Here is a 249-nt window from a genome sequence, read left to right on the forward strand (position 1 = left end):
GCGATGGCGCGCACCGTCGTGTGAAAGCGAAAGGCAGCACCCAGCTGCTGGGCCTGTTGGCGCAGGTGTTGGGCAAAGAGGCGGGCATTGCCGGCACCACCGTTGGCGAGCGCCACCGCGCCGGCGAGCGGCGCGTTGGCAGTCAGGCCGGGCTCGCGGAGGCGCGCCTGTTCGGGGTCGAGCAGTTCGATGGACAGACCCATCGCCTTCCACGCAGCGACCCGGGCTTGTGCCGCCGCGACGCGCCTG

General features: G+C 71.9%; 1 protein-coding gene. It reads right to left on the minus strand.

Features of this window, described 5'->3' with window-relative positions:
* On the minus strand, positions 1 to 203 hold a 203-nt coding region (locus AC0IZJ_RS28600; protein ID WP_471855656.1), incomplete at its 3' end, for an FAD-dependent oxidoreductase.
* Positions 204 to 249 lie beyond the last annotated feature (46 nt).

This window comes from Roseateles sp. AC306, assembly GCF_979253795.1.